General features: G+C 71.4%; 27 protein-coding genes and 1 tRNA gene. 16 read left to right on the top strand and 12 right to left on the bottom strand.

Features of this window, described 5'->3' with window-relative positions; all coding sequences use genetic code 11:
- The first annotated feature begins 10 nt into the window (after positions 1-10).
- From B9B60_RS11665 to B9B60_RS11650, 4 genes are all read left to right on the top strand, one after another.
- Positions 11-1,660 (top strand): nitrite/sulfite reductase, encoded by a 1,650-nt coding sequence (locus tag B9B60_RS11665; RefSeq protein ID WP_143445566.1) that lies wholly within the window; start codon positions 11-13, stop codon positions 1,658-1,660.
- Positions 1,657-2,397: a phosphoadenylyl-sulfate reductase gene (locus tag B9B60_RS11660; RefSeq protein WP_084451617.1), complete on the top strand. Its 741-nt coding sequence runs from the start codon at positions 1,657-1,659 to the stop codon at positions 2,395-2,397. The genes B9B60_RS11665 and B9B60_RS11660 overlap by 4 nt, the downstream gene beginning before the upstream one ends.
- 4 nt (positions 2,398-2,401) lie before the next feature.
- Positions 2,402-3,049, top strand: coding sequence for a sirohydrochlorin chelatase (locus B9B60_RS11655; RefSeq protein WP_084451615.1), 648 nt, complete (start codon positions 2,402-2,404; stop codon positions 3,047-3,049).
- An 80-nt stretch (positions 3,050-3,129) separates the two neighbouring features.
- Complete coding sequence (locus B9B60_RS11650; RefSeq protein WP_084451828.1) at positions 3,130-5,013, top strand: ABC transporter ATP-binding protein; 1,884 nt, start codon at positions 3,130-3,132, stop codon at positions 5,011-5,013.
- Between the two features lie 37 nt (positions 5,014-5,050).
- Here the strand turns inward: B9B60_RS11650 and B9B60_RS11645 are convergent, their stop codons facing one another.
- Genes B9B60_RS11645 through B9B60_RS11635 form a run of 3 tightly spaced genes read right to left on the bottom strand, consistent with a single transcriptional unit; the run spans position 5,051 to position 6,311 of the window.
- Entirely contained in the window at positions 5,051-5,821 is a 771-nt protein-coding gene (locus B9B60_RS11645; protein WP_084451613.1) for an SURF1 family cytochrome oxidase biogenesis protein, read from the bottom strand.
- Entirely contained in the window at positions 5,821-6,036 is a 216-nt protein-coding gene (locus tag B9B60_RS11640; protein WP_185220237.1) for a hypothetical protein, read from the bottom strand. The genes B9B60_RS11645 and B9B60_RS11640 overlap by 1 nt, the downstream gene beginning before the upstream one ends.
- Positions 6,036-6,311: a DUF3099 domain-containing protein gene (locus tag B9B60_RS11635; RefSeq protein ID WP_072624657.1), complete on the bottom strand. Its 276-nt coding sequence runs from the start codon at positions 6,309-6,311 to the stop codon at positions 6,036-6,038. The genes B9B60_RS11640 and B9B60_RS11635 overlap by 1 nt, the downstream gene beginning before the upstream one ends.
- 122 nt (positions 6,312-6,433) lie before the next feature.
- Here B9B60_RS11635 and fabG point away from each other — a divergent pair, with 122 nt between their 5' ends.
- On the top strand, positions 6,434-7,144 hold the full coding sequence (gene fabG, locus B9B60_RS11630) for a 3-oxoacyl-ACP reductase FabG (protein WP_084451609.1): 711 nt from the start codon (positions 6,434-6,436) through the stop codon (positions 7,142-7,144).
- A 46-nt stretch (positions 7,145-7,190) separates the two neighbouring features.
- Positions 7,191-7,946 carry an enoyl-ACP reductase FabI gene (fabI, locus tag B9B60_RS11625; protein WP_084451607.1) on the top strand — a complete coding sequence of 252 codons (756 nt, stop codon included), beginning with the start codon at positions 7,191-7,193 and terminating at the stop codon, positions 7,944-7,946.
- 243 nt (positions 7,947-8,189) lie between these two features.
- Here the strand turns inward: fabI and serB are convergent, their stop codons facing one another.
- Positions 8,190-8,915: a phosphoserine phosphatase SerB gene (gene serB / locus B9B60_RS11620; protein ID WP_084451605.1), complete on the bottom strand. Its 726-nt coding sequence runs from the start codon at positions 8,913-8,915 to the stop codon at positions 8,190-8,192.
- A 10-nt stretch (positions 8,916-8,925) separates the two neighbouring features.
- Entirely contained in the window at positions 8,926-10,173 is a 1,248-nt protein-coding gene (gene glgC / locus B9B60_RS11615; RefSeq protein WP_084451604.1) for a glucose-1-phosphate adenylyltransferase, read from the bottom strand.
- Positions 10,174-10,230: 57 nt separating this feature from the next.
- Between glgC and glgA the strand changes: the two genes are divergently transcribed.
- Positions 10,231-11,427 (top strand): glycogen synthase, encoded by a 1,197-nt coding sequence (gene glgA / locus B9B60_RS11610; RefSeq protein ID WP_084451602.1) that lies wholly within the window; start codon positions 10,231-10,233, stop codon positions 11,425-11,427.
- Here glgA and B9B60_RS11605 read toward each other — a convergent pair.
- Positions 11,400-11,954: a GNAT family N-acetyltransferase gene (locus B9B60_RS11605; protein ID WP_200811218.1), complete on the bottom strand. Its 555-nt coding sequence runs from the start codon at positions 11,952-11,954 to the stop codon at positions 11,400-11,402. The two genes, glgA and B9B60_RS11605, sit on opposite strands and share 28 nt — an antisense overlap.
- Positions 11,918-12,673, bottom strand: a complete 756-nt coding sequence (locus tag B9B60_RS11600) for a hypothetical protein (RefSeq protein ID WP_084451600.1) — start codon at positions 12,671-12,673, stop codon at positions 11,918-11,920. The genes B9B60_RS11605 and B9B60_RS11600 overlap by 37 nt, the downstream gene beginning before the upstream one ends.
- Positions 12,674-12,710: 37 nt before the next feature.
- On the opposite strand from B9B60_RS11600, the gene B9B60_RS11595 reads away from it, so the two are divergent.
- From B9B60_RS11595 to B9B60_RS11565, 7 genes are all read left to right on the top strand, one after another.
- The gene (locus tag B9B60_RS11595) at positions 12,711-13,496 is read left to right on the top strand and encodes an ABC transporter ATP-binding protein (RefSeq protein WP_084451598.1); all 786 of its coding nucleotides are present in this window, start codon (positions 12,711-12,713) and stop codon (positions 13,494-13,496) included.
- A gap of 131 nt (positions 13,497-13,627) precedes the next feature.
- A complete protein-coding gene (locus tag B9B60_RS11590; protein ID WP_084451596.1) occupies positions 13,628-14,083 on the top strand; it encodes an NfeD family protein in 456 nt (151 codons plus the stop codon).
- A gap of 30 nt (positions 14,084-14,113) precedes the next feature.
- Positions 14,114-15,337: an SPFH domain-containing protein gene (locus B9B60_RS11585; protein WP_084451595.1), complete on the top strand. Its 1,224-nt coding sequence runs from the start codon at positions 14,114-14,116 to the stop codon at positions 15,335-15,337.
- Between the two features lie 55 nt (positions 15,338-15,392).
- A complete protein-coding gene (locus B9B60_RS11580; protein ID WP_223277578.1) occupies positions 15,393-16,166 on the top strand; it encodes a sulfite exporter TauE/SafE family protein in 774 nt (257 codons plus the stop codon).
- Entirely contained in the window at positions 16,163-16,888 is a 726-nt protein-coding gene (locus B9B60_RS11575; protein ID WP_084451593.1) for a sulfite exporter TauE/SafE family protein, read from the top strand. The genes B9B60_RS11580 and B9B60_RS11575 overlap by 4 nt, the downstream gene beginning before the upstream one ends.
- 9 nt (positions 16,889-16,897) lie before the next feature.
- Complete coding sequence (locus tag B9B60_RS11570; RefSeq protein ID WP_084451592.1) at positions 16,898-17,707, top strand: TrmH family RNA methyltransferase; 810 nt, start codon at positions 16,898-16,900, stop codon at positions 17,705-17,707.
- Positions 17,704-17,937, top strand: a complete 234-nt coding sequence (locus B9B60_RS11565; RefSeq protein ID WP_084451591.1) for a DivIVA domain-containing protein — start codon at positions 17,704-17,706, stop codon at positions 17,935-17,937. The genes B9B60_RS11570 and B9B60_RS11565 overlap by 4 nt, the downstream gene beginning before the upstream one ends.
- Before the next feature lie 35 nt (positions 17,938-17,972).
- Here B9B60_RS11565 and B9B60_RS11560 read toward each other — a convergent pair whose 3' ends face one another.
- The 3 genes from B9B60_RS11560 to B9B60_RS11550 are packed head-to-tail and all read right to left on the bottom strand — an operon-like array spanning position 17,973 to position 19,706.
- On the bottom strand, positions 17,973-18,518 hold the full coding sequence (locus tag B9B60_RS11560; protein WP_084451590.1) for a YbhB/YbcL family Raf kinase inhibitor-like protein: 546 nt from the start codon (positions 18,516-18,518) through the stop codon (positions 17,973-17,975).
- A gap of 43 nt (positions 18,519-18,561) precedes the next feature.
- Positions 18,562-18,942, bottom strand: a complete 381-nt coding sequence (locus B9B60_RS11555; protein WP_084451589.1) for a DUF3037 domain-containing protein — start codon at positions 18,940-18,942, stop codon at positions 18,562-18,564.
- The gene (locus tag B9B60_RS11550) at positions 18,939-19,706 is read right to left on the bottom strand and encodes a HipA family kinase (protein ID WP_084451587.1); all 768 of its coding nucleotides are present in this window, start codon (positions 19,704-19,706) and stop codon (positions 18,939-18,941) included. Before B9B60_RS11550 ends, B9B60_RS11555 begins: the two co-directional genes overlap by 4 nt.
- Positions 19,707-19,762: 56 nt before the next feature.
- Between B9B60_RS11550 and B9B60_RS11545 the strand changes: the two genes are divergently transcribed.
- Both B9B60_RS11545 and B9B60_RS11540 read left to right on the top strand, forming a co-directional pair.
- Positions 19,763-20,176: a VOC family protein gene (locus B9B60_RS11545; RefSeq protein WP_084451585.1), complete on the top strand. Its 414-nt coding sequence runs from the start codon at positions 19,763-19,765 to the stop codon at positions 20,174-20,176.
- A gap of 116 nt (positions 20,177-20,292) precedes the next feature.
- Positions 20,293-20,378 (top strand) — tRNA-Leu (locus B9B60_RS11540).
- A 204-nt stretch (positions 20,379-20,582) separates the two neighbouring features.
- Here B9B60_RS11540 and B9B60_RS11535 read toward each other — a convergent pair.
- Entirely contained in the window at positions 20,583-21,530 is a 948-nt protein-coding gene (locus B9B60_RS11535; protein WP_084451583.1) for a hypothetical protein, read from the bottom strand.
- 328 nt (positions 21,531-21,858) lie between these two features.
- Positions 21,859-22,037 (bottom strand): helix-turn-helix domain-containing protein (locus B9B60_RS11530; RefSeq protein ID WP_143445555.1); only part of this gene is annotated, 179 nt, incomplete at its 5' end.

Raw genomic sequence — 22,037 nt, 5'->3', positions numbered from 1 at the left:
GCGGGTGACTGTGACGACCCGCCCCACCCGCACGAAGTCCACCGGCGCCTGGGCAGACGGCGACCGGACCCCGCTGAACCACAACGAGGAGTTCAAGCAGGAGGACGACGCGCTCAACGTGCGCGCCCGGATCGAGGACGTCTACGCGCAGGGCGGCTTCGCCTCGATCGCCCCGGACGACCTGTCCGGTCGCTTCCGCTGGTGGGGCCTCTACACCCAGCGCAAGCAGGGCCTCGACGGCACGCACACCGGCGAGGACGGCCTCGACGACGAGTACTTCATGATGCGCGTGCGCAGCGACGGCGGTCGGATGAGCACCGAGCAGCTGCGCACCGTTGCGGGGATCAGCACCGAGTTCGCCCGCGACACCGCCGACGTCTCCGACCGGCAGAACATCCAGCTGCACTGGGTGCGCATCGAGGACGTGCCGGAGATCTGGCGCCGCCTCGAGTCCGTGGGCCTGTCGACCACCGAGGCCTGCGGCGACTGCCCGCGCACGATGCTCGGCTCTCCGGTCGCCGGCATCGACAAGGCCGAGATCATCGACGGCACACCGGCCATGGAGATCATCAAGCGCGAGTACATCGGCAGCCCCGAGTTCTCCAACCTGCCGCGCAAGTACAAGACGGCGATCTCCGGCTCGCCGGTCCTCGACATCGCCCACGAGATCAACGACATCTCCTTCGTCGGCGTGGAGCACCCCGAGCACGGGCCGGGCTTCGATGTGTGGGTCGGTGGCGGCCTGTCCGTCAAGCCGATCTTCGCCCAGCGGCTCGGCGTGTGGGTGCCCGTCGAGGACGTGCCGGCCGTGTGGCACGGCGTCACGTCGATCTTCCGCGACCACGGCTACCGGCGCCTGCGCAACAAGGCCCGCCTGAAGTTCCTCATGGCCGACTGGGGCGCGGAGAAGTTCCGCCGGGTCCTCGAGGACGACTACCTCGGCCGCCGTCTCGTCGACGGGCCCGAGGCCGTCGCGCCGAAGGGGAGTCGCCGTGACCACGTCGGCATCCACGAGCAGGTCGACGGCCGCGTGTGGGTCGGCGCCGCGCCGATCGCCGGTCGCATGACGGGCACGAAGCTCACCCGTCTGGCGGATCTCGCCGAGGCGGCCGGCTCCCAGCGGATCCGCTTCACGCCGCACCAGAAGATCCTCGTCCTCGACGTCGAGCCCGACCGGGCCGACGCGCTGGCCACGGACCTCAAGGAGATCGACCTGGACGTCCACCCCAGCGAGTGGCGCCGCAATGTCCTCGCGTGCACGGGTCTGGAGTTCTGCAAGCTGGCCCTGACCGACACCAAGAACCGCGCCCGGTGGACCGTCGAGGAGCTCGAGAAGCGCCTGACCATCGACGTCCCCTTCAGCATCCACTTCAACGGCTGCCCCAACAGCTGCGCCCGCAGCCAGGTCGCCGACGTGGGCCTCAAGGGCATGCTCGACAAGCGCGAGGACGGCACCCACCAGGAGGTCTTCCAGGTCCACCTCGGCGGCGCCTTGGCCGAGGAGACCGCGCTGGCTCGCAAGACCCGCGCCCTCAAGGTCGTCGGCGACGACCTGCCCGACTACATCGAGCGCCTGGCGCGCACCTACCTCGCCCAGCGTGACGAAGGGGAGTCCTTCGCCCTGTGGGTGCGCCGGGCCGATGAGGAGGACATCCGATGACCACGCACCTCGAGACCGACCGCCTGCGCGACCTGGCCCGCGAGGGCGAGGAGCTCTTCACCGCACTCGAGGCCGAGCTGGGCGACACCCACGAGGGCCGAGTCGAGATCGGCCGACGGGCCCTGGCCTGGGCGCACGAGACCTTCGGTGACGGCCTGACGGTCGCCAGCTCGATGGGCGACGAGGTGCTCGTGCACCTCGTCGGCACCACCCTCGAGGGCGCCGACGTCTTCTTCCTCGACACCGGCTACCACTTCGCCGAGACCCTCGGCACGCGCGACGCCTACGAGGCGATGCTGCCGATCCGGCTGCGCACCATCTACCCCAGGCTCACCGTCGCCGAGCAGGACGCCGAGCACGGCCCCAGGCTGCACGACCGGGACCCCAACCTGTGCTGCGCCATGCGCAAGGTCGAGCCGCTCAACCGTGCCCTCGAGGACCACGACGCCTGGGTGACCGGCATGCGCCGCGAGGACGCCCCGACCCGCACCGACATCACCGTCGTCGGCTGGGACGAGCGTCGCGGCATGGTCAAGCTCAACCCGATCGCCGCCTGGACCCAGGACGACGTCGACCAGTACGCAGCCGAGCAGTCGGTCTTCCTCAACCCCCTGCGGCAGAGCGGCTACGCCTCGATCGGCTGCGCCCCGTGCACCCGGCCCGTCGCCGAGGGCGAGGACGCCCGGGCCGGCCGCTGGTCGGGCACGGACAAGGTCGAGTGCGGCCTGCACACGTGAGCGCGTGACGACGGTCCTGCTCGCGCACGGTTCGCCCGACGCGCGCCACTCGGCGACCCTGGAGCGGCTGCGCTCCCGGGTCGCCGAGCCCTTGGCGGCGGCCGGCCGGGGGAGCACCCACCTCGTCTACATCGAGAACGACCACCCACGACCGGAGGAGCTCGGGCCCCGGCTCGATGGCGACGTCACCGTCGTCCCGATGCTCATCACGCCGGCCTTCCACGCGCGGGTCGACGTGCCCGCTGCCGTCCGGGCGCTCGGCGTGACCGGAGCGAGAGCACAGGTCGTCGGTGCGCTCGGCGGTCACCCGCTGCTCCTGGACGCGGTCGACGAGCGGCTGCGCGCCGCGGGCCACGACGAAGGGAGCGCCACCCTGCTCGTCGCCGGCGGGTCCAGCTCCGGTCAGGCCGGTCAGAGCATCCGCACCCTCCTCGACGCCCACCCCCGGCCGGGGTGGCTGAGCATGACCCTCGCCGCACCCCGTGCCGGCGCGACGAGCGGGCGGGTCGTCGTGCCGGCGACCCTCGCGGAGGGCGTGCTCCACGACAAGGTCGCGGCTCTCGCCGAGGCGACGGGGTCCCCCTTCGTCCCGGGGGGACTCGCGGACACCGAGGCCGTGGCCCGGCTGGTGCTGCACCGCGTCCTGGGCTGACGGCCGACTTTGCGTGCACGGGAATCCCGTGTGCGGCACCGTGGTTGACGTCCCGGAAGGACGAGGAGACCACGACGATGATGACCAACAGTGCCTGGGGGCTCATGCAGTCCATGAGCTCGGGCGACAAGGCGCGCTCGACGCCCCTGCCCAAGGGCACCGCCCGACGCGTCCTCGGCTATGCCAGACCCTTCAAGGGCACCATCGCGGCCTTCCTCACGCTGGTCGCCATCGGCTCGATGACCGTCGTCGCGGTGCCGCTGCTGCTCCAGCGGCTCATCGACGACGGCGTCACCCCGCAGGACCGTGGGGTGGTCATCACGCTGGCCCTGCTCGTCGCGGCCATCGCGGTCGTCGAGGCCGTGACCAGCCTCGTGCAGCGCTGGATGTCCGCGCGCATCGGGGAGGGGCTGATCCACCACCTGCGCACCGAGGTCTTCGCGCACGTGCTGCGCCAGCCGATCGCCTTCTTCACCCGCGCGCAGACCGGCGCGCTCGTCACCCGGCTCAACAGCGATGTCATCGGGGCCCAGCAGGCCTTCACGACCGTGCTGTCGTCGGTCGTCAGCAATGTCATCTCGCTGGTGCTCATCCTCGGAGCGATGTTCGCCCTCTCGTGGCAGCTGACGCTGGCCTCGCTGGTCCTCGTGCCCTTCTTCGTCCTGCCGGCCAAGTGGATGGGTCGGCGCCTGGCCGGCCTGTCCGCCGAGCAGATGAACCTCAACGCCGACCTGGGCAACCAGATGACCGAGCGGTTCAACGTCGCCGGTGCGCTCCTCGTCAAGATCTTCGGCCAGCCGGCGCGCGAGATCGAGCAGTACGACGTGCGGGCGGCACGGGTGCGCGACATCGGGGTGCGCATCGCCGTCAACCGGGGCTTCTTCTTCGTCATGCTCACCGCGCTCGCCTCGCTGGCCACGGCGATGGTCTACGGGGTGGGGGGCCTCATGGCCGTCGAGGGCACGCTGACGGTCGGCACCCTGCTGGCGCTCGCGGCGCTGCTCGCCCGGCTCTACGGGCCGCTCACCGCGATCTCCAACGTCCACGTCGACGTCCTCACGGCGCTCGTCTCCTTCGCCCGGCTCTTCGAGCTGCTCGACATGCCCTCGAGCATCCGCGAGGCACCCGACGCGCAGCCGCTGCCCGAGGGCGAGGCCCTGTCCGTCGAGCTCGACGACGTCCACTTCACCTATCCCGGTGCCGACGCGATCTCGCTGCGCTCCCTCGAGGGCGCCACGACCGGCGACCGCGAGCAGGGTGGCCCGGTGCTGCAGGGCGTGACCCTGCGTGCCGAACCGGGGCAGCTCATCGCGCTCGTCGGGCCGAGTGGTGCCGGCAAAAGCACGATCACCTCGCTCGTGACCCGCTTCTACGATCCCACGAACGGGTCAGTGCGCATCGGCGGGCGCGACCTGCGCGAGGCCACGATCGAGTCGGTGAGCTCGACCGTCGGCATGGTGACCCAGGAGGCCCACCTCTTCCACGACACGATCCGGGCCAACCTCGCCTACGCCAAGCCCGAGGCGACCGAGGAGCAGATGTGGGAGGCGCTGCGGGCGGCGCAGATCCACCCGCTCGTCGCGGCGTTGCCGGCCGGCCTCGACACGGTGGTCGGCGACCGTGGCCACCGGCTCTCCGGTGGCGAGAAGCAGCGCTTCGCCATCGCGCGCCTGCTGCTGAAGTCACCCGCCGTGCTCATCCTCGACGAGGCGACGGCCCACCTCGACAGCGAGTCGGAGGTCGCCGTGCAGCGCGCCCTGGACACGGCGCTGGAGGGGCGCACGGCGATCGTCATCGCCCACCGGCTCTCGACGATCCGGGCCGCCGACCAGATCCTCGTCGTCGACGGTGGCCGGGTCGTCGAGCGCGGTACCCACGAGGCGCTGCTGTCGGCACAGGGGGTCTACGCGACGCTCCACGCCACGCAGTTCGACGGTCAGGCCGACCCGCTCGAGGTCGGGTGACGAGAGGGCGGTCGGTGCCGACGCCGGGGGAGCGGCCTCAGCCGTCCTCCTCGTCCCAGATGCGCACCTTCTTGGGGCGGGGCGTGCGGCCGACGCCCTCCTGCGCCTCGCGGCGCAGCGCGAGGACGACGAAGACCCAGCCCGCCGGGATGACCAGCCACCACTGGATCGCATAGGCCATGTGCGGCCCGGTGTCGGTGTCGGGGACGGCCAGCGGCTCGGGCCGCTCACTCTCGGGGTCCTCCGACTGGAGCGAGAGGTAGCCGCCGAGGAGGTCGGCGTCGACCTCGTCAGAGACCTCTTGCAGGTTGATGCTGGCGACCTGCCCCGACGGCATGTCGCGCTCGAGGCTCTTCTCTCCCAAGCGGATCCACCCGGTGACGGTCACCTCACCGGTGGGTGCGGCCGGGACCTCGGGGGCGACGTCCGCCCCCTTCGGGCTGTTGGGGACCCAGCCGCGATCGACGAGGAGGGTGCCGCCGCCCTCGAGCCGAAGGGGGAGGAGCACCTCGTAGCCGTAGGTGCCGTCGAGCGGACGGTTGCGGACGAGGACCTGGTGACCGGTGTCGTAGGTGCCGGTCGCGCGCACCCGGGTCCACTCGTCGTCGATGGCGACCGGATCGTCGGTGAGGACCTCGGTGACGGGCACGGGGTCCGCCTCGTAGTGGCTCTCGATCCGCTCGGCACGCGCGGACCTGTCCTCGTAGCGGCCCCACTGCCACTGGCCGAGCCACAGGCACGCCAGGGACGCGAGGACGACGAGGAGGAACCACCCGAGCCACCTCGGGGTGAGGGCAAGACGAAGCATCAGCCGGCGTCGTCCGGGATCTCGTCGAGGGCGCAGGTCGTCACCGGGAAGCCGCGGATGGCGAGGTGCTCGCGCAGGACCTCCTCGTGCTCGGCGCAGGCGAGCCAGACCTTGCGACGCGACTCGTCGTGGATGCGGGGGTTGCGCCACAGCACGGCCCGGGTCGCGGCGTCGCGGCAGGCCTTGCGGCTGCACACCAGCTCGTCGGTCGGCATCAGGCGTCCAGCTGCCGGCGGTGGTCGGTCACGGGCTGGAAGGCCTCGTCGGCCACGCGGGGGCGCACGGCGTTGACGAGGACGACCGCGATGTAGGGCAGGACGACGGCGAGACCGACGCACACCCACCGCAGCCACCCCTCGAAGAAGTAGGCGCCGACGAAGCACGCCGTGCGCAGCGCCATCGTCGCGAGGTACTGGCGCATCCGACCGGCCTGCTCCTCCTGGAGCGAGATCGGTGCGGTGGTCACCGAGGGAACGGACGCGTGCGGCACGCCCCCAAGGGTACGCCGCGAGTCTGGACGTTCTGCGGACCGGTTCGGGCTACCCGACGGTAGTGCTCTAGCGTCGACGGTGCGTGATCTGACCCACACGCGGCCACCGACGAAGGAGAGACATGACATCGCGGCGAGTGCTCGTCACGGGAGGCAACCGAGGCATCGGGGAGGCGATCGCGCGACGGCTGGTCGCCGACGGTCACCGGGTCGTCGTGACGTCGCGATCGGGCGACCCGGTCGAGGGTCTGGACGTCGTCGCCTGCGAGATCACCGACACCGCGTCGGTCGACGCCGCCTTCACCGCGGCGAAGGAGAAGCTCGAGGGGGACGTCGAGGTGCTCGTCGCCAACGCGGGCATCACCAAGGACACCCTGCTCATGCGCATGACCGACGAGGAGTTCTCGTCAGTCGTGGACACCAACCTCCACGGGACCTTCCGGTGCGTGCGCCGCGCGGCCACGCCGATGGTCAAGGCCCGCTTCGGCCGGGTCATCCTGCTCTCCAGCGTCGTCGGCCTCTACGGGTCGCCCGGGCAGACCAACTACGCCGCGTCGAAGTCCGGCCTCGTCGGCATCGCCCGCTCGATGACGCGCGAGCTCGGTGCCCGCGGCATCACCGCCAATGTCGTCGCGCCCGGGTTCATCGAGACCGACATGACGGCCGAGCTGCCCGACAAGACCAAGGCCGAGTACCAGGCCGCCATCCCCGCCCGCCGCTACGGGCAGGCCGACGAGGTCGCCGCCGCGATCTCCTTCCTCGCCTCCGACGAGGCGTCCTACATCTCCGGCGCGGTCATCCCCGTCGACGGCGGCCTCGGCATGGGCCACTGAGCGCTTCGCCACCGCTCTCCTCGCACCCCCTTCGAAAGGCAGCTAGATGCTCACCGGCAAGACCTTCCTCATCACCGGCGTCCTCATGGAGTCCTCGATCGCCTTCCACGTCGCCAAGCTCGCCCAGGAGCAGGGGGCGCAGGTGATCCTCACCAGCTTCGGCCGGACGATGAAGATCACCAGGACGATCGCCAAGCGTCTCCCGCAGGAGGCTCCGGTCATCGAGCTCGACGTCACGAGCGAGGAGGACCTCGCCGCCCTGGCCGGCCGGATCGGTGAGCACACCGAGCGCCTCGACGGCGTCCTCCACTCGATCGGCTTCGCGCCCGAGGGCGCCTTCACCTTCCTCGACGCGTCGTGGGAGGACGTGAGCACCGCGATCCACGTCTCGGCCTACTCGCTCAAGGCGCTCGGCGTCGCGGCGCTGCCGATGATGAGCGAGGGCGGGTCGATCGTGGGTCTGACCTTCGACGCGAGCTTCGCCTGGCCGGTCTACGACTGGATGGGCGTGGCCAAGGCGGCCTTCGAGTCGACCAACCGCTACCTCGCCCGCGACCTCGGCCCGAAGGGGGTCCGCTGCAACCTCGTCGCCGCCGGCCCGATCCGCACGACCGCGGCGAAGTCGATCCCCGGCTTCGAGACCTTCGAGAACTCGTGGGACGACCGCGCGCCCGTCGGCTGGGACGTCAACGACCCGGTGCCCACGGCCAAGGCCTGCACGATGCTGCTGTCCGACTGGTTCCCCGCGACGACCGGCGAGATCCTGCACGTCGACGGTGGCGTGCACGCGATGGGGATCTGACCCCCTCTCCCGGTCCCGCGGGGTCCCGTCCGGACGAAGGGGGACGTCGGCACCCGCCGAAGTCCTTCGTTGTCGTGTGGCTGAGTCGTCGTGCTCGACTTCGGCTTGATGTGTGCCGACATCCCCCTTCGCCCTCCCGTAGTCTCCGCACCCGCAGCGTGTCGCGCGGCAGTTCAGGCCCTCGGGGGGACCTGAGGCCCCGGACCTCGCTGCTCCCGACGCGAACTGCAGTCCGACACGCGGTCAGGCGAGGGGGTGGCCGCCCTCGTCGTCGGGCTGGGGGAGAGGGGTGATGCCGAGCAGGCCGAGGACCCGGCGGAGGTCGGGCTCGTCGATGGCGGCGTCGGCCTGCTCACGCACGGCGGGCTTGGCGCAGAAGGCGATGCCGAGCTGGGCGGCGGCCATCATGTCGAGGTCGTTGGCCCCGTCGCCGACCGCGACCGTGCGATCGCGCTCGATCCCCGCCGAGGCCGCGAGGCGGGTGAGGAAGTCTGCCTTGGCCGCACGGTCGACGACCTCGCCGAGGACCTTGCCCGTCAGGTGCCCGTCGACGATCTCGAGGGTGTTGGCGCGTGCCGTCGGGATGCCGAGCTCGCGGGCCAGGTCGTCGACGACCTCGGTGAACCCGCCGCTGACGAGACCGACGGTGTGCCCTGCCTCGACGAGCGTGGTCACCAGCGTCCGCGCACCCGGCGTCAGTCGCACCGCCGCGCGCACCCGGTCGAGGACCTCGACCGGCAGACCGGCGAGGGTGGCCACGCGTGCGTGCAGGCTCCCGGCGAAGTCGAGCTCACCCCGCATCGCGGCCTCGGTGACCGCGGCGACCTCGTCGCGGGTGCCCGCGTGCTCGGCGATGAGCTCGATGACCTCGTCGCGGATCAGGGTGGAGTCGACGTCCATGACGAGCGCGAGCGGGCCCTCGCCCGGCAGCTCGACGGACGACGGGGAGGTGTCGGGGCGGGAGGTCATGCGGCGCAGTCTAGGTCTCGTCGAAGACGTGTCCCTTGCCGACCACGGTGATGCCGGACTCGGTGACCTGCAGGCCGCGGGCGAGGTCCTGCTCGCGGTCGTGGCCGAGGCGGATCCCGGCGGGCAGCCGCACGCCCTTGTCGACGATCACCCGGTGCAGCTGGGCGTGCCGACCGACGTCGACGCCGTCGAGCAGGACGCTGTCGATGACGTCGGAGTAGCTGTGCACGAAGACCCCGGGGGAGAGCACCGAGTTGTGGACGTGCCCACCGGAGACGACGACTCCGGGTGAGACGACCGAGTTGGTCGCCCCGCCGGCGCGCTCGGTGTCGGCGTGGACGAACTTCGCCGGTGGGAAGGGCCCGTGGTGGGTGTTGATCGGCCAGCTGTAGTTGTAGAGGTTGAAGACCGGGTGGATCGACGTCAGGTCGAGGTGTGCGTCGAAGTAGCTGTCGATCGTGCCGACGTCGCGCCAGTAGCCGCGGTCGCGGTCGGTCGACCCCGGCACGGTGTTGTCGGCGAAGTCGTAGGCGTAGGCCGTGCCACGGGAGACGAGGTCGGGGACGATGTCGCCACCCATGTCGTGCCGGCTCTCGGTGTCGGCGTCACGGTTGACCGCGTCCATGAGCGCATCGGCGGAGAAGACGTAGTTGCCCATCGACGCGTAGACCTCGTGGGGCGCGTCGGGCAGCCCGACCGGGTCGGTCGGCTTCTCCCGGAAGGCGGTGATGCGGCGGCCGTCGTCGGTGACCTCCATGACGCCGAACTGGTCGGCCGTGGCGATCGGCTGCCGGATCGCGGCGACGGTGCAGTCGGCGCCCGTCTCGAGGTGCAGCTCGACCATGTCGGAGAAGTCCATGCGGTAGACGTGGTCGGCGCCGACCACGACGACGATGTCCGGGCGCTCGTCGGTGATCGCGTTGAGGGACTGGTAGATCGCGTCGGCGCTGCCCGTGTACCAGCTCTTGCCGCGTCGCTGCTGGGCGGGGATCGGGGCGACGTAGTGCCCGAGCGGGGAGGCGAGGCGCCAGGCCTGGCTGACGTGCCGGTCCAGGCTGTGCGACTTGTACTGCGTCAGCACGATGACCTTGGCGTAGCCGGAGTTGACGACATTGCTCAGGGCGAAGTCGACGAGCCGATAGATCCCACCGAAGGGGACGGCGGGCTTGGCCCGGTCGGCGGTGAGCGGCATGAGCCGTTTGCCCTCACCACCGGCGAGGACGATCGCCAGGACACTGGGCTGACCTCTGCGGACCATGGTCCAAACCTAGTGGCTACGGGGCGAGTCGTCCCCCTTTGGTCCTAGGCTGGTCACGTGCGCGTCGACATCCTCAGCAAGGAGTACCCCCCGGCCGTCTACGGCGGTGCCGGGGTCCACGTCGCCGAGCTGACGCGGGCGCTGCGCGAGCGGGGCGACACCGACGTGCGGGTCCGGTGCTTCGGCGAGCCCCGGGACGAAGGGGGGACCACCGGTTATCCCGATCCGCCGGCTCTGGCGGGGGCCAACCCCGCCCTGACGACGATGGGCGTCGATCTGGCGATGGCGGCCGACTGCGCGGGGGCCGACCTGGTCCACAGCCACACCTGGTACGCCAACTTCGCCGGCCACACCGCCGGACTGCTGCATGGGGTGCCGCACGTCGTCTCGGCGCACAGCCTCGAGCCGCTGCGCCCGTGGAAGGCCGAGCAGCTGGGCGGCGGCTACGCCTTGAGCTCGTGGGTCGAGCGCACCGCCTACGAGGGGGCGGCCGGCGTCATCGCCGTCAGTCACGGCATGCGCGCGGACATCCTGCGCAGCTACCCGTCCATCGACCCCGAGCGGGTGCACGTCGTCCACAACGGCATCGATGCCGGGCTGTGGCAGCCGGCACCCGACCCGGAGGTCGTGCGACGCCACGGCGTCGACCCCGACCGCCCGTCGGTCGTCTTCGTCGGGCGGATCACCCGGCAGAAGGGACTGCCCCACCTGCTGCGCGCCGCCCGCGAGCTGCCCCCGGAGGTGCAGCTCGTCCTGTGCGCCGGAGCCCCCGACACCCCCGAGATCCTCGCCGAGGTCGAGGCCCTCGTCGCCGAGCTGCGAGCCACCCGTGACGGGGTCGTGTGGATCTCGCAGATGCTGCCGCGGGCCGAGGTCATCGCGCTGCTCACCGCCGGCACGGTCTTCGCCTGCCCCTCGGTCTACGAGCCGCTGGGCATCGTCAACCTCGAGGCGATGGCGTGCGAGCTGCCCGTCGTGGCCACCGCGACCGGCGGCATTCCCGAGGTCGTGGACGACGGCGTCACCGGGTGGCTCGTTCCCATCGAGCAGGTCGACGACGGCACGGGGGCACCCGTCGACAGCGCGCGCTTCGAGGCCGATCTCGCGGCGGCCCTCGTGCAGGCCGTGGCCGACCCCGAGCGCGCGCGATCCCGTGGGGTCGCCGGCCGCGAGCGGGCGGTAGAGCACTTCAGCTGGACGAGCATCGGCGACCGGACCATGGCGGTCTACGAGAGCGTGCTTGCCCAGTTCTGACGGGTCAGCTCGGCGACGACCTCGCCGAGCTCGGCGCCGGGCAGGGGCTCCTCCCACTCACGCACCTCGATGCGCACCTCCCGCATGCCCAGGCGCCGCATGACGCCGCGGCAGCCGGAGTTGACCATCATCGTCTCGGCGCGCACGATGTCGAGCCCTGGGTCGGTGAAGCCGACTGCGACAACGGCCCTCGCCCCCTCGACCGCCAGGCCCTGCCGCCACCACGACCGGGCGAGGCGGTAGCCGAGCTCGGCCACGCCCCCTTCGCGCGGCCACAGGGACCACCACCCGACGGGGCGCTCGTCGACGTGCCCCACCCACATGGGGCCGGGGACCTGCGGCGTCCAGAACTCCAGTGCCTCCTCATGGGTGCGGGCCCGGCCGATGATGTGCCGCAGAACCTCGGGGTCGGCATCGAGGTCGGCGAGGAAGGGGAGGTGCTCGCGGCCGACCGGGTCGAGGCGCAGCCGAGCGGTCCGCAGGACCCGCATCAGCGGCTCGGGACCCAGCCGGCCATCGTGGCGCACGCGGCATTGGTCGCGTCGGCGAGGCAGCGCTCGCTCTCGCGCCCCAGGGCACGAAGGGCGGTGGCGCGGGCCTCGTCGCCGGCGGCCGTGATCGCACCCGAGGCCTGCAGCCCCAGCTCGGTGGCGATGGAGACGGTGCCGGCCAACCCGATGACCTTGCGGGCGCGCTCGGGCAGGGCATCGGGGAGAGCCCAGTCGGCCCCGAGCCGGTCGTCGGCGAGGTCGCGTGCCAGGTCGTCGGCCCAGGGGGTGCCCCCGATGGCATCGAGCTCGTCGATCGCGGCGAGGAGGGTGCGTCGCAGGTGTCGCTCGAGCTGGGAGGGCGCGAGCGCCTCGATGCGGTGCGGAGGGATCGGATCGGCGTCGTGGGCCATCCAGTCGATGCGCACCCCCCGGGCGCCCTCGGAGCCGAAGGTCGACGTCGACGGCACGAGCAGCCCACCGAGGCCGGCGACGTAGAGGGCCTCACCCGCCTCCACGGCGGCGTCGGTGGCCACCGGTCCGCAGCGGGGCAGGCCGGCCAGGTCACCGGGGCCGGGGAGGGCGACGAGGACGGCTGCCTCGCCGAGGTCGCGCCACAGCCGCAGCTGCTCGACGAGACCCTCGGTGTGGTCGATGTCGGGCAGGGCCCGCTCGACCGCCTGGGTCAGGGTCACGCCACCGGCCCAGGCGTGCGTGACCCACGCGGCGACACGGACGGAGGCGGGCAGCTCGGGCATCTGACAGATGGTAATCCGCGACGGTTAGGGTCGGACCATGAGTGATGTCCTCGCCCTCGCCGGCGCCACCGTGGTCCGCGGGGAGTCGACCCTGCTCTCGGAGATCGACTGGGAGGTCGAGGAGGGGCAGCGCTGGGTCGTCCTGGGGCCCAACGGCGCGGGCAAGACGACGCTGCTGCAGCTGGCTGCCGCGCGCATGCACCCCACCCGAGGTGTCGTCGGTGTCCTCGGCGAGGTCCTCGGCGCGGTCGACGTCTTCGACCTGCGGCCGCGCATCGGTCTGGCCTCCGCGTCGCTGGCCGAGCGCATCCCGCCGCGCGAGCGGGTGTCCGACGTCGTCGTCACCGCCTCGTGGGGTGTCGTCGGTCGTTGGCGCGAGTCCTACGACGGACTCGACCACGCCCGCGCGGTCGAGCTGCTCGAGGCCCTGGGCGCCGGGCACCTCGCCGACCGGACCTACGGGACGCTCTCCGAGGGCGAGCGCAAGCGCGTGCAGATCGCCCGCGCCCTGATGACCGACCCCGAGCTGATGCTCCTCGACGAGCCGGCCGCTGGTCTCGACCTCGGCGGACGCGAGGACCTCGTCGGTCGCCTCGGTCAGATCGCGGGCGACCTCGAGGCGCCCGCCCTCGTCATGGTGACCCACCACGTCGAGGAGATCCCCCCGCACTTCACCGACGTGCTCCTCCTGCGCGAGGGCCAGGTCGTCGCGCAGGGCCCGATCGAGATCACGCTCACCGAGGCCAACCTCTCGCAGACCTTCGGTATCGACCTCGTGCTCGAGCAGCACGGTGACCGGTGGTCGGCGCGGGCGCGCACCTGACGCCCGCCGTCCGGGCTCGACCGGGACCGATCCCACCGGCCGCTCGGACACGCTGCGGTCACGGTGGGCGGGTCCCACCCCCCTTCGTTAGGAGCGGTTGACATGATGGGGGCCAGACACGAGACGGGGGCATGACGATGGAATGGCTCGGCGACAACCTCTGGCTGGCCTGGCTGGGGCTGGCCTTCGTGCTGATCGCGATCGAGGCGGCGACGGTCGACTTCGTCTTCGTCATGCTCTTCGGCGGTGCCCTCGTCGGAGCCCTGGCTGCCGCCCTCGGCGCGCCCGTGGTGCTGCAGATCGTCCTGGCGGTCGCCGTGGCCCTGCTGCTCATCGCGGTGGTGCGCCCGATCGTCAAGCGCCAGTTCAGCGACCCCGCGGCATCAGCCGACATCGGCTCGGCGGGCCTGGCCGGGCGCACCGCGCGGGTCCTCGAGACGGTCACCGAGACCGACGGTCGCGTGCGGCTGGCCGGTGAGACATGGAGCGCGCGGGTGCCCGACGGCGCCGCCTCCTGCCTGCCCGGCGACGAGGTGCGCGTCGTCTCCATCGACGGCGCCACGGCAATCGTCACCAAGAGCCCCTGACCCGACCCTCCGTCTGAAAGGACCCCGCCCATGGAAGGCGCCGGCATCCTCATCTTCCTCGTCGCACTGCTGGTCTTCGCGCTCGTCATCCTCTTCAAGACGGTGCGCATCGTCCCGCAGCAGACCTCGCTGATCATCGAGCGGCTCGGCCGCTACTCGCGCACGCTCGAGGGCGGCATCCACATCCTCGTGCCCTTCGTCGACAAGGTGCGGGCGAGCATCGACCTGCGCGAGCAGGTCGTGAGCTTCCCGCCCCAGCCGGTGATCACCTCCGACAACCTCGTCGTCAACATCGACACGGTCATCTACTACACGGTCATCGACTCCAAGCGGGCCGTCTACGAGATCGCCAACTTCATCCAGGGCATCGAGCAGCTGACCGTCACCACCCTGCGTAACGTCATCGGCTCCCTCGACCTCGAGCAGACGCTCACCAGCCGCGACCAGATCAACGGCCAGCTGCGTGGGGCGCTCGACGAGGCGACCGGCCGCTGGGGCATCCGCGTCAACCGCGTCGAGCTCAAAGCGATCGACCCGCCGATGTCGATCCAGGAGTCGATGGAAAAGCAGATGAAGGCCGAGCGTGACCGTCGTGCGGCCATCCTCAACGCCGAGGGCGTCAAGCAGTCGCAGATCCTCACCGCCGAGGGCGAGAAGCAGTCGGCCATCCTGCGGGCCGAGGGCTCGGCCCAGGCCGCGGTCCTCGAGGCCCAGGGCCAGTCGCGCGCGATCAAGCAGGTCTTCGACGCGATCCACCGCGGCAAGCCGACGCAAAAGCTGCTCGCCTACCAGTACCTGCAGGTCCTGCCGCAGATCGCCACGGGCGACGCCAACAAGATGTGGATCATCCCGAGCGAGCTCACCGACGCCCTGCGGGGCATCGGTGGCGCGCTCGGTGGCGGCGATGGCGACGGGCCCAAGGGTGGACTCGACGCGGAGGAGTGGGTCGACCCCGGTCCGGAGGCCACCAACGTCTTCGACCAGACCGCGCTCGAGGACCCGGGCGAGGCCCTCGCCCAGGCACGCGGTCAGGCGGGTCAGGCCAGCCGTGAGGCGAGCGAGCACGCCACGCCCGCTTCGCGGGTGCAGCCGGCGAAGGGCCCCGGGGTCCGGCTCCCGGAGCCGACCGAGGCACTCGCCGGGCAGCCCCCGGCACCGGAGACGACCGATGCCGCGGCTGGGCAGACCCCGCCGCCTGCCCCCGCGCAGACGGACGCTCCCGAACCGACCGAGGGGCCCGACGCGGCCCGCTGACCACACTGCGACCCCGCTCCACGACACCGGGTCCGCCCTCACTAGGGTTGGCCGGGTGTCGTGGCTGGAGATGGGTGCAGTGGTGCTCGCGGGGGTGTGGGCGGGAGCGATCAACACCCTCGTCGGGTCCGGGACCCTCGTGACCTTCCCCGTGCTGCTCGCCCTGGGGACACCAGCGGTCACGGCCAACGTCTCCAACTCCATCGGCCTGGTCGCCGGGGGAGTGAGCGGCACCATCGGATACCTCCCCGAGCTCAAGGGCATGGGCCGACGGGTCGCCCAGCTCGTGCCGATGTCCGTGCTCGGCGCGATCACCGGCGCCCTGCTGCTGCTGTGGTTGCCGCCCGAGGCCTTCGAGGCGATCGTGCCGGTGCTCATCGGCATCGGGATCCTGCTCGTCATCTTCGGCCCCCGCCTGCAGGCGTGGACGAAGTCGCGGCACGAGGAGGGCGGCTCGATGCCGACCAGCCACCTCGTCGCGCTCATGGCGGGCGTGCTCGTGGCCGGCGTCTACGGCGGCTACTTCGGCGCCGCCCAGGGTGTCATCCTCATCGGCCTGCTGTCTGCCTTGTCGACCGAGCCGCTCCAGTCCCTCAACGGTCTGAAGAACGTGCTCGGCACCTTCGTCAACGCTGTCGGCTCGCTCGTCTTCATCATCACCGCGCCCGAGCTCATCGACTGGCGTATCGCCCTCCTCGTGGGCATCGGCGCGATCACCGGTGGCGTGCTGGGTGCGAGGTACGGTCGGCGGCTGCCCCCCAACGCCCTGCGGGCGGTCATCGTCGTCGTCGGCGTTGCGGGCCTGGTGAAGTTCGTCTTCTTCCCGTGACCGAGCTCCTGGACCCCACGCTCCTCGCCCTCGGTATCGTCGTCGCCATCGGGGCGATGGTGCAGTCGACGATCGGCTTCGGGATCGCGGTGGTCGCGGCCCCCGCGGTCGTCATGGTCCGGCCCGATCTCATGCCGGCCTCGCTCATCGTGTGCGTCTTCTTCCTTCCCCTGCTGCAGCTGCTCGGTGGTGACCGGGAGATCGCCTGGCGCCACCTGCGGTGGGCTCTGGGTGCCCGAGTCCTCGCCACACCGCTCGGGGTCGCCCTCGTCGCGGTGGCGTCAGCAGACGCCATCGCCCTCACCGTGGGCGTGCTCATCCTCGTGACCGTCGCCGCGTCGGTGTGGGCCGTGGACATCCGGCTGGACCCGCGCAACTCGGCCCTCGCCGGCGCGATCACCGGCGTCTCGGGGACCGCCGCCTCGATCGGTGGTCCCTTCTTCGCGCTCGTCCTGCGGCACGAGCGGCCCGAGCTGCTGCGCGGGACCCTGGCGGCCTTCTTCCTCGCCGGCACGGTCATCGGGATGACCGGTCTGGCCATCGGCGGGCAGGTCGACCGGGAGGACCTGCTCGCCGGGCTGGTGTGGGCTCCCTTCGTGCTCGTGGGGCACCTGCTGGCGGGGCCGGTGCGACGGCGGATCCGGCCCGAGGCGGTGCGCCGGGGCGTGCTCGTCTTCTGCGTCATCGCGAGCATCGGGGTCATCTCCCGCGCCCTGATCTAGCCTGCTCCCGTGCCGATCACCATCACCGACCCGACCGACGCGCGGTTGCGCGACTTCGTCGGGCTCACCGACGTCAAGCTGCGCCGTGTCCTCGAGCCGGCCGGCGGCCTCTACCTCGCGGAGAGCGAAAAGGTCATCCGCCGGGCGCTGGCGGCGGGCCACCGTCCGCGAGCGCTGCTCATGGGGGAGCGGTGGCTCACCGACCTGGCCGATGTCGTGGCGCAGGCCGAGGACGACGGCGTGCCGGTCTACACGGGGACGGCAGAGGTCATCGAGGGGATCACCGGCTACAACCTGCACCGGGGCGCTCTGGCCTCGATGCACCGTCCCGCGGTGCCCTCGGTGGAGTCGGTGCTCGACGGCGCCCGGCGGGTGCTGATCATCGAGGACGTCGTCGACCACACCAACGTGGGAGCCATCTTCCGCTCCGCCGCCGCGCTCGGGACCGACGCGGTCCTCGTCACGCCACGGTGCGCCGACCCCTTGTACCGCAGGGCGATCCGCGTCTCCATGGGCACGGTCTTCCAGGTGCCGTGGACCCGGATCGACCCGTGGCCGGCCGGCATCGCCGACCTGCGTGCAGCCGGGTGGACGGTCGCGGCACTGGCCTTGGCCGACGGCGCGGTCTCGCTCGACCAGCTGTCCGCCGACCCGCCGGAGCGACTCGCCCTCGTGCTGGGCACCGAGGGCGACGGGCTGTCCCGGCGCACCCTCGGGCACGTGGACGTGACCGTGACCATCCCGATGGCCGGGGGAGTCGACTCCCTCAACGTCGCGGCGGCCGGTGCCGTCGCCGCGTGGGAGCTGAGGGTGCGATGAGCGCCGGCGCGGCCCGCCCGCAGTTCACCCCGACCCGCTGGCGCGAGGGCTATGCCGTGGCCGATGTCGACGACTTCCTCGACCGGGTCTTCCACGCGCTCTCGACCGGCCAGCCGGTGCCGGACGTCGCGAGTGCGGTCTTCCGACCCACCCGTTTCGGCGAGGGGTACGACATGGAGGAGGTCGACGACTTCCTCGACGAGCTCGCGGCGGGCCTGCCCGATCAGTAGGGCCGACCCGCCGCGCAGCGTGGGGTGCGGCAGCGTCAGCTGCGGTACATGCCGGTGATGACGGCGCGCCCGATCGTGTGCTGGAGGTAGTTGAAGGCCGCCACGGTGCACGAGACGGAGTCGTCGATGCCCAGGTCGTCGGTGTCGAGCGCGTGGACGGCGAAGACGTAGCGGTGGGCGATGTCGCCCTGCGGCGGGGCCGCGCCGCCGAAGGCCTTGGTCCCGTAGTCGGTCGCGGTCATGAAGGCACCCTCGGGCAGCTGTGCTCCGCCCTCGACCCCCGCGCCCTCGGGCAGCGAGGTGGTGTCGGCGGGCAGCCCGACCACGGTCCAGTGCCAGAAGCCGGCTGGGGTCGGCGCGTCCGGGTCGAAGCAGGAGACCGCGAAGCCCTTGGTGCCCTCGGGGGCGCCCGACCAGCTGAGCTGCGGGCTGAGGTTGCCGCCGGAGAAGCCCCAGTCGTCGAAGACCTGGGCCTCGGGGAGGTCGCCGCCGTCGGAGAAGCTCTCGCTCGTCACCTCGAAGGTCGCGGTGGGCGGGAGGAGGTCGTAGGGAGCCGGTGCGGTCGGTCGCGTGAGGTCCATGTCCCCGACCCTAGGGCGTCATGGGCACGCGTCAAGACGACCGTCAGCGCACGAGGCGGTCGAGCAGTCGCTGCACTTCGGCCGCGGGGTCGTCCGTGAGGCCGCTGTGCACGGGACCGGGACGCACGACGGTCGAGCGGGGCGCGCTCAGCCAGCCGAAGCGTCGGCCGTCGTCGCCGAGACGGGGCAGGCCGCCCCCTTCGCGACCGGAGGCGACGTCGCAGACGGTCTGCAGCGCGGCGTCGAGCTCGTCGAGGTCGAGGTCCGGGGCGAGGGCCCGGACCCGGGCCGCGTCGACCGCGAAGGCGGCTTCGAGGTGCTCGGCGGCCTGGCTGCGCAGGACGATGCCGACGTTGACGAACTCCTCGCGCTCGGCGCGAGGGACGCAGCGCAGGACGACGTACTGGTACGGGACGCGCGTCACCGGTCACCTCCGGGGAGCCAGGCAGCGGGGTGGTCGCGGCGGGCCATGAGATGGGCCACGTAGGCCTGGCGGACGGACTGCGGCGAAGGGAGGTGCTCCCCGGTCTCGAGCCACGCGTCCGGGACGAGGTCGACGATGCCCGTGAGCACCTCGTCGGTCAGCAGGGCAGCGAGGGTCTCGTGGGTCGACGTCAGGCCGCCGATGAGGTCGCCGAGCACGTGGTCGCTCGCGTCGAAGGGCTGGGCGGAGAAGCGCTCGGCGTCGGGAGATCGGCGAGCCCAGGAGTGGTGGAAGTAGAGCGCGGCGCCGTGGTCGATGACCCAGGGGCGGCCGCCCCAGACGAGCAGGTTGGGGTTGGCCCACGTGCGGTCGATGTTGGCGGTGTAGGCGTCGAGCCAGACGATCGGCGCGGCCTGCTCTGCCGTCGCGGGACGGCTGCCGTCGTAGCCGAAGGAGCCCGGCAGGTAGTCGAGGCCAAGGTTGGTGCCTACGGAGGCGGTGAGCAGGTCCTGCACCTCCTCGTCGGCCTCGTAGCGCGCGATGTCACGTGGCAGGTCGACCACGACGAGGCGGGGGACCGGGATGCCGAGGGCGCGGGCGATCCCGCCGACGAGCACCTCGGCCACGAGGACCTTCAGGCCCTGACCGGCGCCGCGGAACTTCACGACGTACATCCCGAGGTCGTCGGCCTCGACGAGACCGGGGAGGGAACCCCCTTCGCGCAGGGGGACCGCGAATCGGGTGGCGGTGACGGTCTCGAGCACGGGCCAAGCCTATGCACGGGTTGCCCTCGGCCCGACTTCAGGCAATGGTGGAAGGCATGCTTTCAGGACGTCGCCCACCCCACGACTACCTCGGCACCGTGATCGGTACGCCGGACCCCCGGGGTCTCGCGCGCTTCTACGCCGAGGTCCTCGGCTGGACGATCCACAGCGACGAGGAGGACTGGGCGACGATCGCGCCGGAGCGAGCCCACGTGTACCTGGGCTTCCAGCTGGAGCGCAACCACATCGAGCCGAAGTGGCCGGCGCTCGAGGGCGAGCAGCAGATGCAGATCCACCTCGACATCGAGGTGAGTGATCTCGAGGCGGCGGTCGCGGCCGCGCTGCGCCTCGGCGGGCGCCTGTCGGAGCACCAGCCCCAGGAGGAGGTGCGGGTCATCATCGATCCCGCCGGACACCCCTTCTGCCTCTACGTCGGGGCCCCCGAGGAGGCCGCGCAGACCCCGGTCTGACCCGCTGACCGGTGGTCGGCGAGGCCGTGGCGGAGCGGATTTCGCACTCACGACATCCGCGTGTAAAGTTTCACGTCGTTGCCCCGGTGGTTCCCAGACCGCCGGATGCACCACTCGTCCGGGTGGCGGAATTGGCAGACGCGCTAGCTTGAGGTGCTAGTGCCCGTATTAGGGCATGGGGGTTCAAGTCCCCCCTCGGACACTCGCGAGAGATCGCGAAGCCCCGGTCAGATCATGGATCTGGCCGGGGCTTCGTGGTTTCAGAGCGCGGATGACGCGGACCGCTGTGTGTTGGTCGGCGGAAGCGGGCCTCGTCGGGTAGTCAGGGCCGCTCAGTTGGGCTCAGGGGCGCGGGGCCGCACCGGACCTCTGGGTGCCATCTGGCGCCGCCGACCTGTGGTCTAGGTCAGGTGTGGCCGAGGGCGTTGAGAGTGGTGCCCCACAGCTGGGCGGGGTCGCTGAGGCCGAGGGTGCGACTGTCGGGGTGGTCGGGAGTGGCCCACCAGCCCGTGTCCGGGTCAAGCCGCTGGGGGTGCAGGTCGATGTCGCCGCCCGACGCCTGGGCGTGGATGCGGGTGGTCGCTGGGGTGGCCAGGTCAGCGGCGGTGACCCCGAGGGCGGCGGTGAGGGTGTCGAAGCTCGGGTCCGGCAGTACAGGGGAGTTGACACGTGCGTGCGCGAAAGCTTCGGCCAGGGCCTGACCGAGCTGCTCCGGGGCGTCGACCGGGACCGTGGTGATCCACCCGTTCGGGGCACTCCATGGGTCCGAGCGGATGGAGCTGAGAGCTTGGATGGCCCACTGGTCGCCGTGACGGGTCAGGATCGCTTCGGCGCGGTTGGGGATCCCCTCGACGGCAGCCCGGGGTGTGACGTCGTTCGCAGCGTCGTTGCCGGCGCTGTGGGTGACGACCTTCTTACTGAGCTCGGCGGCTTCGGTGAGGGCTTCACGGGCTCGGGTCGCGATCTCGGTGGTACCGCGCGCCGGGGGCAGCTCGTCGTGTCCGCTGTAGCCCCGTCCGGCGACGGTTTCGAAGGGGGCGAACAGGACGTCGTCGTCGATGAGGAAGATGCCGACCTTCGTGGTGGCGGCTTCCATCGCGCGCCAGGTGGTAAAGCCGAGTTCGTCGCTGACGGGAGTGGTGTCGGTGGAGGCCGCTTTGGGGAGTTGGGCTGCTGGCTCTTTGCGGGAACGGGCCAGAGCGGCGCTGATGGCGTCAGCCAGTTCCGTGTCGGTGGAGGTGGTGGTGAGGTGATGGAACTGTCCGTTCGGGCGGTAACCCTTGGCCCAAGAGTGTGAGGCGATGAGCAGACGGTTGCCGTGCTGGGTGATCGACGCTCGGGGGTAGACGGGCATCAGGGGCGCTCCTTGACGACGAGTTTCACGCCTTTACTTTCAGCTCGTTCCATGGCTCGGTCAAGCCGTTCGGTCTGTTGCAGTGTGACTTTTAGCCTCGATCCACCGATCGCCGGCGCCGACAGCATCGACGACATGGCTCTGCTGCGTCACGGCGGGATGGGCAGGGTCTTCACAGGCGCCTACGGGAAGCCAGGACACGTCACATGGCCTGTGCGGCGGGCGTGTCGAGTGGGTCGTCCAGGGGCGACGCAGGAGCGTCGACGCGACGTGCTGAGAGGTGGTTCCAGTCGAGCACTAGGACACCGGCTACAGGCATGGCGATAGGTCAGGAACGGCGTCGCTCCCTGCGCAGGAGGGAGCGCAGAGTCTCGGCGTTCGCGTAGCCGACTCGTAGCGCGATCTCGGCGGAGGTGAGGTCCGTGGTTGCTGAGAGGTGCCGAGCTCGTTCGATGCGAAGCCGTTGGACGAAGCCGAGCGGAGTGAGGTTGAGCGCCGCACGGACTC

Source organism: Janibacter indicus (assembly GCF_900176385.1).
GTDB classification, from domain to species: Bacteria; Actinomycetota; Actinomycetes; order Actinomycetales; family Dermatophilaceae; genus Janibacter; species Janibacter indicus.
The sequence above is the reverse complement of the archived record's forward strand: the minus strand, read 5'-3'. Positions and strand labels throughout refer to the sequence as shown.

Bases quoted from the DNA above. Each gene is read 5' to 3' on its own strand.
- B9B60_RS11560 (WP_084451590.1), bottom strand. From the start codon at position 18,518: ATGGACCTCACGCGACCGACCGCACCGGCTCCCTACGACCTCCTCCCG.
- B9B60_RS11640 (WP_185220237.1), bottom strand. From the start codon at position 6,036: ATGCCGACCGACGAGCTGGTGTGCAGCCGCAAGGCCTGCCGCGACGCC.
- glgC (WP_084451604.1), bottom strand. From the start codon at position 10,173: ATGGTCCGCAGAGGTCAGCCCAGTGTCCTGGCGATCGTCCTCGCCGGT.
- serB (WP_084451605.1), bottom strand. From the start codon at position 8,915: ATGACCTCCCGCCCCGACACCTCCCCGTCGTCCGTCGAGCTGCCGGGC.
- B9B60_RS11535 (WP_084451583.1), bottom strand. From the start codon at position 21,530: ATGCCCGTCTACCCCCGAGCGTCGATCACCCAGCACGGCAACCGTCTG.
- B9B60_RS11650 (WP_084451828.1), top strand. From the start codon at position 3,130: ATGACCAACAGTGCCTGGGGGCTCATGCAGTCCATGAGCTCGGGCGAC.
- B9B60_RS11595 (WP_084451598.1), top strand. From the start codon at position 12,711: ATGAGTGATGTCCTCGCCCTCGCCGGCGCCACCGTGGTCCGCGGGGAG.
- B9B60_RS11545 (WP_084451585.1), top strand. From the start codon at position 19,763: ATGCTTTCAGGACGTCGCCCACCCCACGACTACCTCGGCACCGTGATC.
- B9B60_RS11645 (WP_084451613.1), bottom strand. From the start codon at position 5,821: ATGCTTCGTCTTGCCCTCACCCCGAGGTGGCTCGGGTGGTTCCTCCTC.
- B9B60_RS11565 (WP_084451591.1), top strand. From the start codon at position 17,704: ATGAGCGCCGGCGCGGCCCGCCCGCAGTTCACCCCGACCCGCTGGCGC.
- fabG (WP_084451609.1), top strand. From the start codon at position 6,434: ATGACATCGCGGCGAGTGCTCGTCACGGGAGGCAACCGAGGCATCGGG.
- B9B60_RS11590 (WP_084451596.1), top strand. From the start codon at position 13,628: ATGACGATGGAATGGCTCGGCGACAACCTCTGGCTGGCCTGGCTGGGG.
- B9B60_RS11585 (WP_084451595.1), top strand. From the start codon at position 14,114: ATGGAAGGCGCCGGCATCCTCATCTTCCTCGTCGCACTGCTGGTCTTC.
- fabI (WP_084451607.1), top strand. From the start codon at position 7,191: ATGCTCACCGGCAAGACCTTCCTCATCACCGGCGTCCTCATGGAGTCC.
- B9B60_RS11600 (WP_084451600.1), bottom strand. From the start codon at position 12,673: ATGCCCGAGCTGCCCGCCTCCGTCCGTGTCGCCGCGTGGGTCACGCAC.
- B9B60_RS11660 (WP_084451617.1), top strand. From the start codon at position 1,657: ATGACCACGCACCTCGAGACCGACCGCCTGCGCGACCTGGCCCGCGAG.